Annotated in this window: 7 protein-coding genes; 3 read left to right on the top strand and 4 right to left on the bottom strand. The window is 69.0% G+C overall.

Going from position 1 to position 6,476, the window contains the following annotated elements:
- From AB0I04_RS45115 to AB0I04_RS45105, 3 genes are all read right to left on the bottom strand, one after another.
- A partial coding sequence (locus tag AB0I04_RS45115; protein ID WP_360899415.1) for a DUF1579 family protein occupies positions 1–522 on the bottom strand: 522 nt, incomplete at its 3' end.
- Between the two features lie 96 nt (positions 523–618).
- A complete protein-coding gene (locus tag AB0I04_RS45110) occupies positions 619–1,446 on the bottom strand; it encodes an NAD(P)H-binding protein (RefSeq protein WP_360899412.1) in 828 nt (275 codons plus the stop codon).
- Positions 1,447–1,454: 8 nt separating this feature from the next.
- Positions 1,455–1,859: a hypothetical protein gene (locus AB0I04_RS45105; RefSeq protein WP_360899409.1), complete on the bottom strand. Its 405-nt coding sequence runs from the start codon at positions 1,857–1,859 to the stop codon at positions 1,455–1,457.
- 168 nt (positions 1,860–2,027) lie between these two features.
- On the opposite strand from AB0I04_RS45105, the gene AB0I04_RS45100 reads away from it, so the two are divergent.
- Positions 2,028–3,968, top strand: coding sequence for a histidine kinase (locus tag AB0I04_RS45100; protein ID WP_360899406.1), 1,941 nt, complete (start codon positions 2,028–2,030; stop codon positions 3,966–3,968).
- Here AB0I04_RS45100 and AB0I04_RS45095 read toward each other — a convergent pair.
- The gene (locus tag AB0I04_RS45095; RefSeq protein WP_360899403.1) at positions 3,894–4,499 is read right to left on the bottom strand and encodes a response regulator transcription factor; all 606 of its coding nucleotides are present in this window, start codon (positions 4,497–4,499) and stop codon (positions 3,894–3,896) included. The two genes, AB0I04_RS45100 and AB0I04_RS45095, sit on opposite strands and share 75 nt — an antisense overlap.
- Positions 4,500–4,901: 402 nt before the next feature.
- On the opposite strand from AB0I04_RS45095, the gene AB0I04_RS45090 reads away from it, so the two are divergent.
- Positions 4,902–5,303 carry a nuclear transport factor 2 family protein gene (locus tag AB0I04_RS45090; protein WP_360899399.1) on the top strand — a complete coding sequence of 134 codons (402 nt, stop codon included), beginning with the start codon at positions 4,902–4,904 and terminating at the stop codon, positions 5,301–5,303.
- A 144-nt stretch (positions 5,304–5,447) separates the two neighbouring features.
- Complete coding sequence (locus AB0I04_RS45085) at positions 5,448–6,461, top strand: alpha/beta fold hydrolase (protein ID WP_360899396.1); 1,014 nt, start codon at positions 5,448–5,450, stop codon at positions 6,459–6,461.
- Positions 6,462–6,476 lie beyond the last annotated feature (15 nt).

Genomic DNA, 6,476 nt, shown 5'->3' with positions numbered 1-6,476 from the left:
GGTCTTGCCGAGGTATTGGGGGCCGAGTACGCCGGGGTCGGTGAATTCGCCTGGGATGGACAGTGCGGGCGAGATCGTGGTGACCGGGTTGCCGCGGTAGGTCATGGCGGTGGGGGTGACGCTGTCGAAGGTGGTCCATTCGTATCGGTGGTCGATGTTGGAGAAGCCGAGGATGCCGAGGCGGTAGTAGTGGTTTGCGCCGAGGGTTCCTTCGGTCTTTTCTTCCAGGAAGCGGCCGCCGGTCTTGGTGATCCAGCCGGTGGTGACGGTGATGTCGTGGGAGATGATGGGTTTGCCGCCGCCGAGGATGTAGTTGGTCTTGACGGCCTTCCAGGTGCCGACCAGGGGGTCGAGGGCGTGTTGGTATGGGCCGGGGTTGAGATTGTCGGCCGGTGAGGCCGAGGCCGGGGCGGCGGACGGGCGCGGCGCGGCGGGCCGGTGCTCGACGGACGCGCCCGCGACGCCGGTCAGACCGACGACGAGGGCGGCCGCCGCGGCCGTAAGTGACATCTTCTTGATCACGATGGGATCCATTACGTCGGTTCGGAGGAGTGGAACGCGAGCCGAAGGTCGGGCGACGGCAGTGCGAGGCCGCCCGGCCATCGAGGCCGTGACCGGTCAGTGGAACGCTTCGGCGTGGTCCGTCGCCCATTCTTCGAAGGTGTGGGGTGGGCGGCCGGTGACCTCTTGGACGTCCGGATGGATGTGAGACTCGTCGAGAGTGCCGTCGACGTAGAAGCGGAAGAAGGCGTCGACGTACTCAGCCGGCATGCTCTGCTCCATCTCGACGCGCGCCTGCTCATCCGACAGTCCCACGCAGCGCAGGTCTCGGCCGAGCACCTTGGACAGGATGGCGATCTGTTCGGCGGGCAGCAGTGCTTCCGCGCCGGTCAGTTCGTAGATGCTGCCGTCGTGGCCGCTTCCGGTGAGCGCTTGTGCGGCAACGGCTGCGATGTCCTGAGGATCGATGCATGCGGCCGATACCTTCGGGAACGGCATGCGGACCGTGTCGCCCGCCCGAAGTTGCGGCGTCCAGCGCAGCGCGTTGGACATGAACGCGCGTGGACGCAGGAACGTCCATCGCAGCCCCGAGTCGCGCACGGCCCGTTCGGACAGTGTCATGTAGCGGGAGATGGCGTTGCTCATGTCCTCCAGGGCGGCGGATCCGCCGGACAGCAGCACCACATGCCGTACGCCCGCTTCGCGGGCTCGGGTCAGCAGCCCCGGCATGTCGGCGTATCCGGGCAGGAGGAACATGCTGTGAACGTCATCGAACGCCTCGGCCAGAGCGCCGGGTTCGTTGAGGTCGCCGAATACGGGACGGGCGCCGTCCGGCAATGGGGCGTCCGGCCTGCGGACCAGTGCGCGCACCGGTGCGTCCATCCGGAGCAGCGCGCGGATCAATTCTGCGCCGACGTTGCCGGTCGCGCCTGTGACCAGGAACATCGTCTCTCCTAGAGTTCGTGGATGAGTCCGGCCGACAGCGCGATGAGCGCGACGGCGATCAGCAGGGCACCGACACGGGTCAGCGTCGTGCCGGCTGAACGGGCGCCCACCTGGCCGATTCCGAGGTGGACGAAGAACCCGCCCGACTGGGCCAGCACTCCGGCCAGCAGGATCGCACCGAACGTCCATTCCAGGCCGTCGGAGTATCGGGCGCGGGGCAGGTAGAGGAAATAGACCAGCGTCAGCATCAGCAGAACGCCGGCGTGCGCGTGTCCGGCGCGGAAGAAGCGTTCGCGCAGCTCACCCAGCTTGTCGCGGTCGGTGGTGATGAACCTCAGCAGCGCGTGACCACCGAACTCGACCGTGACGATGGACAGGAGCGACACGATCGGCAGGACCTCGGCCGGCTCCATCAGACGTCCTCACCATTCGCCGCGGGCGGAGCGACCATTCCCGTCCATGCGTCCTCTACATCAAGTGATCGTTCTTTCACGATCGGATGCTCGCAGCGGCCCCGTAAGTCCCGATAGTGTCCCTGTCATCTGTCGGGGGTGCATTTGTCACGGCTCTCGGGGAGACCTGTGGAGCGGACTCCCGATCACCTGTCGCTACGGCCGGCCCGGGGCATGCTCTGGGTGTCCCTCGGCATCCTCTTCACCATCCGGGTCACGGGCGGGATCGACGACGGCTGGCGGCCACTCGGCGTGCTGCTCGCCACCGCTTCATACCCGCCGCTGATCGCGCTTCTGGCGCTGCGGCGCGGCCCGGCCGGCCGCTACGGACTGCTGGGCTGCCTCGTGCTGCTCTACCTCGTCCCGTTCCCGATCGTCGGGTGGCAGTGGGACTGGATGCCGTGGACCGTGGCCGCGGGCGTACTCTGCGTGCTGCCCGCGCGCTGGGCGTGGCCGCTGTTCGCACTGGTCGTGGGCGCGACCGGCCTGACCACCACGCTGACCGGGGCCGATGTCCACGTCTCGCTCTTCTCCATGATCATCGTCGCGGACGACGGCCTCATCGTGTTCAGCGTGGCCGCGCTGGTGGGAACCGTGGAACGGCTGTCCGCCGCCGAGGAGGAGCTCGCCAGGCTGGCGCTGATCCGGGAGCGCCTGCGGCTGGACGGTGAGCTGCGGGACGCGCTGGGCGGCAAACTCCAGGCGGTCGTGTTCCGGATGCGGAAGGCGGCGCGGGAGGACGTTCCGGAAGCCCGACTCGACATACGCGAGGCGACAGAACTCGCCCGCCGGACGCTGGCCGAGGTCCGGGCCACGGCCGGCGCGTACCGCGTCGGCCCTCTCCCCGAGCCTCCGGCGCCGGTCGAGTCACCACGCCTGGCACGGCGCGTCCTGCTCGCCGTACTGATCATCCAGTGCGTGCTCGTGCTGACGAACATCTCCTCCTATCAGCGGCACTCGCTCAGTCATATCGGTCCGCTGAAGCTCACGCTCGCCGTGCTCGGCCTCGGCGCGATCGTCGTCCTGCAGACGCTGCCGCGGTCCCGGGCCACATTTCTCGCCCAGTCGTTGCTGATCGTGCTGCCGATCTTTCTCATCCACCCCACATGGGACCGGGTACTGAGCTACCTCTCCGGCTCGATACTTCTCCGGGTACGGCCGCCGTTCTCCTGGGGGATCGTCGGCCTCATCCTGACCGCACATCTGGCGTTGCTCCACCACGAAACCGAAAGCACCACGGCCAGCGACCTCACCTACATCGGCGGGCACATCATGCTCATGTGGCTGGTGTACTCGCTGGGACGCCTCACCGAGCTGGCAACCGTACTCGAACGGGCCCGTCACGACCTCGCCGAGGCGGCGGTACGGCGGGAACGGACCCGGATCGCCCGCGACCTGCACGACGTTCTCGGCTACAGCCTTTCCGCCGTCGCGCTCAAGGGCGAAGTGGCGGAACGCCTGCTGGACACGGCGCCGGAGCGGGCCAGAACCGAGCTCGCCTCCCTCATCGCGACGGTGGAACGGACGACGGCGGAGCTGGACGCCATCGTCGTCGACCGGGTCGAGCTCAGGTTGACGGCCGAGATCGCCGCGGCCCGCCGAATGCTGGAATCGGCCGGTGTCGAGACGACGACACACCTGGAGATCCCGGACTTGCCGGCCGAGGCCGACACCGCGCTGGCCGCCGTCCTCCGCGAGACCATCACCAACGTCCTGCGGCACAGTCAGGCCCGGACGTGCGAGATCACCATCGCGGAAACCGACGGGCGCGTACGGCTGCGGGTCGTCAACGACGGCGCCGGCCCCCTCGTACGAGGCGAGGCAGCCGCCAGGACGGAGGCCCCGGCCGGGACGGAGGCCTCGGCCGGGACGGAGGCGCCGGCCGGGACGGCACGAACCAGATCCGGGCTCGCCAACCTGACACAGCGAACCGGCGGCCGGCTGACGGCCGGGCACCGGCCCGGCGGGCTGTTCGAGGTGGTCGCCGAGTTCCGGTCAGATCCACTCGGACTCCGTCGCGATCCGGATGGCGTCGACCCGGTTCCGAGCGCCCAGCTTGACGACGGCTGAGCTGAGGTAGTTGCGGACGGTGCCGTACGTCAGGAAGAGCCGTTCGGCGATCTCCGCGGGATGGGCGCCGGTCGCCGACATGCGCAGCACCTCGGTCTCCCGCTGGGTGAGCGGGCTCGCGGGTGCCTGCAACGCGGCCATGGCCAGCACCGGATCCACCACACGCCCGCCGGCGGCGACGGTCCGGATCGCGGCCGCGAGGTCCGCCGGGCGAATGTCCTTCGCGACGAACGCGTCGACGTGGGCGCCGAGCGCGTTGCGCAACGTGCCCGGCTTGGTGATCGCCGTGAGGATGACGACGCGGCACTCGGGCAAGCGCTCGCGCAACTCGGCCGCCGCCGAGATGCCGTCCAGGCCGGGCAGGCCGATGTCGATCACGGCCACGTCAGGTCGGTGGCCCAGCGCGGCGGGGACGATGTCCCCGCCCGCGGCGACCTCGGCCACCACTTCGAGGTCAGACTCCAGCGACAACAACTCGACCAGCGCTTCGCGAAGGATGGTCATGTCCTCCGCGATGAGAACTCTGATCATGTTGTCTCCGAGCAGCCACCCCACCCGCCGAACGCGGTCCTTCCCGGGAGGATATCCACCTCAAGATCACGCTGCGGCCGAGAAGCGCTCGGCTCAGCCACCAGACAGAGCGCAACGGACACCGGCGATTCGCTGGCTGCGATCCTCGCGAAGGGTTGAGACGCCTGCGAACCCGTGACGCATGGTCCGGAGAAGCCGCAGCGCGTGGTCCGCGCCCGTGGCCGCGATGGCGGCCGCGCTCGTCAGAACGAGCAGGTCGCCTGCGCGGTCGCAGTGCGGTCGTCGGCCTGCCCGGATGCGCCATCGTCGTCTCCATGGTTGCGAAGTGGGGAGTTCCACGCTTAGGTTAGCCGCTATCCGGGGAGCTCCCCGATTCGTACGACCTGCGAGCAAAGGATCGCCATGGCCCTTCCCGCGGAAGATCGCTTCACCATCGCCGAGCTGATCGCGATGCACGGGCACCTGTGCGACAGCGGAGAGCTGGACCGCCTGGACGAGGTGTTCACTGCCGACGTCAGTTACGACGTCACGGATTTCGGACAGGAGGTCTTGAGGGGTACGACAGCGCTCGCCGAGGCAGGGCGCGCCCTCGGCGAGCGGAATCCGGTCGGCCACCACGTCACGAACGTGGTCCTCAGCGAGCAGGCCGACGGCCGCGTGCACGCACGCTCCAAGGGAATCGGCATCTACGCGGACGGCAGGAGCGGGAGCCTCACGTACGAGGACACCGTCGTACGCGTGGATCAGGGCTGGCGGATCAGCCACCGAAAGGTACTCGCCCGAAGGGCTCCCCTGGGCAAGTGAGAGCTGACGCCTCAGCCAGGCAGACGACCATCGCGTTCTGCGATGTACCGCCAGGCCCCCCTTCGAATTCAACACGATTATAGCACATTTTCGCCATTATGTAAATTTCGCACTAAATGGTCTCGTCGCGCTATGTTCATCATCATGGAATTGGCCGAGGAGAAATTCGTCACGTCGGCAGACATTCGCCTGTGGACCGAGCGCTTCGGCAACAGTGACGATCCGGTCGTGCTGCTCATCATGGGCACCTCCGCGCAGGGAATCGGATGGCCCGACGAACTGGTGGAAGGTCTGGTGAAGGGCGGACGGCAGGTCATCCGGTTCGACCACCGCGACACCGGCCGGTCGACGCACGCGGACTTCACCGACCGCCCGTACACGCTCGCGGACATGGCGGCCGACGCCACGGCCGTGCTCGACGGACACGGCGTCACCGCCGCGCACGTCGTCGGCGCCTCACTCGGCGGGGCGATCGCCCAGTGGCTGGCGGTGCACCGCCCTGAGCGCGTCACGACCCTCACCGCCATCATGACCGGCCCGATGGGCCACGACGCCAGGGACGCGTGGATGCGCGCCATGTCCGGTCGGTCACCCGACCCTGACGACCTCCCGCCGCCGGCGCCGACGGTACTGGCGCACCTCGCCGGCCTCGCCGGGTCACCGCCCTCGACGCCCGAGGAGCGCGTCCCGGCGGCCCTGGAGACGTGGCGAATACTGAACGGCGGCGTCCTCGCATTCGACGAGGACGCCGCGCGGCGCAGCGTCGAACTCTCCTACGAACGAGACCCCGACCAGACCACCGCCGCCAACCATGACCTGGCCGCCAAGCGGATGACCGAGGACCGGCTCATGCCCCTGTCCGGCATCACGGCACCGACGCTCGTCATCCACGGCACAGCGGACCCGCTCCGCCCACCGGCCCACGGCGAGGCCGTCGCCGCGAGGATCCCCGGGGCACGGCTGCGGACCATCCCCGGCATGGGGCACGGGTTCTTCTCCCCCGGGCTGCCTCACCGCGTCGCCGAGCTCATCCTCGAGCACACCGGCGCCGCAGCCGAGCGCCGGCACCGTTCGGCCTCCCACGTCGCCGAGGACCTCAGCGCCGGGCCCGAGGCCGGGGACCCGCGTCCACTCCAGCCGGGCGGGTGGCCGGCGTAGCGCAGGGCCGTGTCG

The sequence above is a fragment of the Actinoallomurus sp. NPDC050550 genome, assembly GCF_040655075.1.
GTDB lineage: Bacteria > Actinomycetota > Actinomycetes > Streptosporangiales > Streptosporangiaceae > Actinoallomurus.
The sequence above is the reverse complement of the archived record's forward strand: the minus strand, read 5'-3'. Positions and strand labels throughout refer to the sequence as shown.

Bases quoted from the DNA above. Each gene is read 5' to 3' on its own strand.
- AB0I04_RS45090 (WP_360899399.1), top strand. From the start codon at position 4,902: ATGGCCCTTCCCGCGGAAGATCGCTTCACCATCGCCGAGCTGATCGCG.
- AB0I04_RS45110 (WP_360899412.1), bottom strand. From the start codon at position 1,446: ATGTTCCTGGTCACAGGCGCGACCGGCAACGTCGGCGCAGAATTGATC.
- AB0I04_RS45095 (WP_360899403.1), bottom strand. From the start codon at position 4,499: ATGATCAGAGTTCTCATCGCGGAGGACATGACCATCCTTCGCGAAGCG.
- AB0I04_RS45105 (WP_360899409.1), bottom strand. From the start codon at position 1,859: ATGGAGCCGGCCGAGGTCCTGCCGATCGTGTCGCTCCTGTCCATCGTC.
- AB0I04_RS45085 (WP_360899396.1), top strand. From the start codon at position 5,448: ATGGAATTGGCCGAGGAGAAATTCGTCACGTCGGCAGACATTCGCCTG.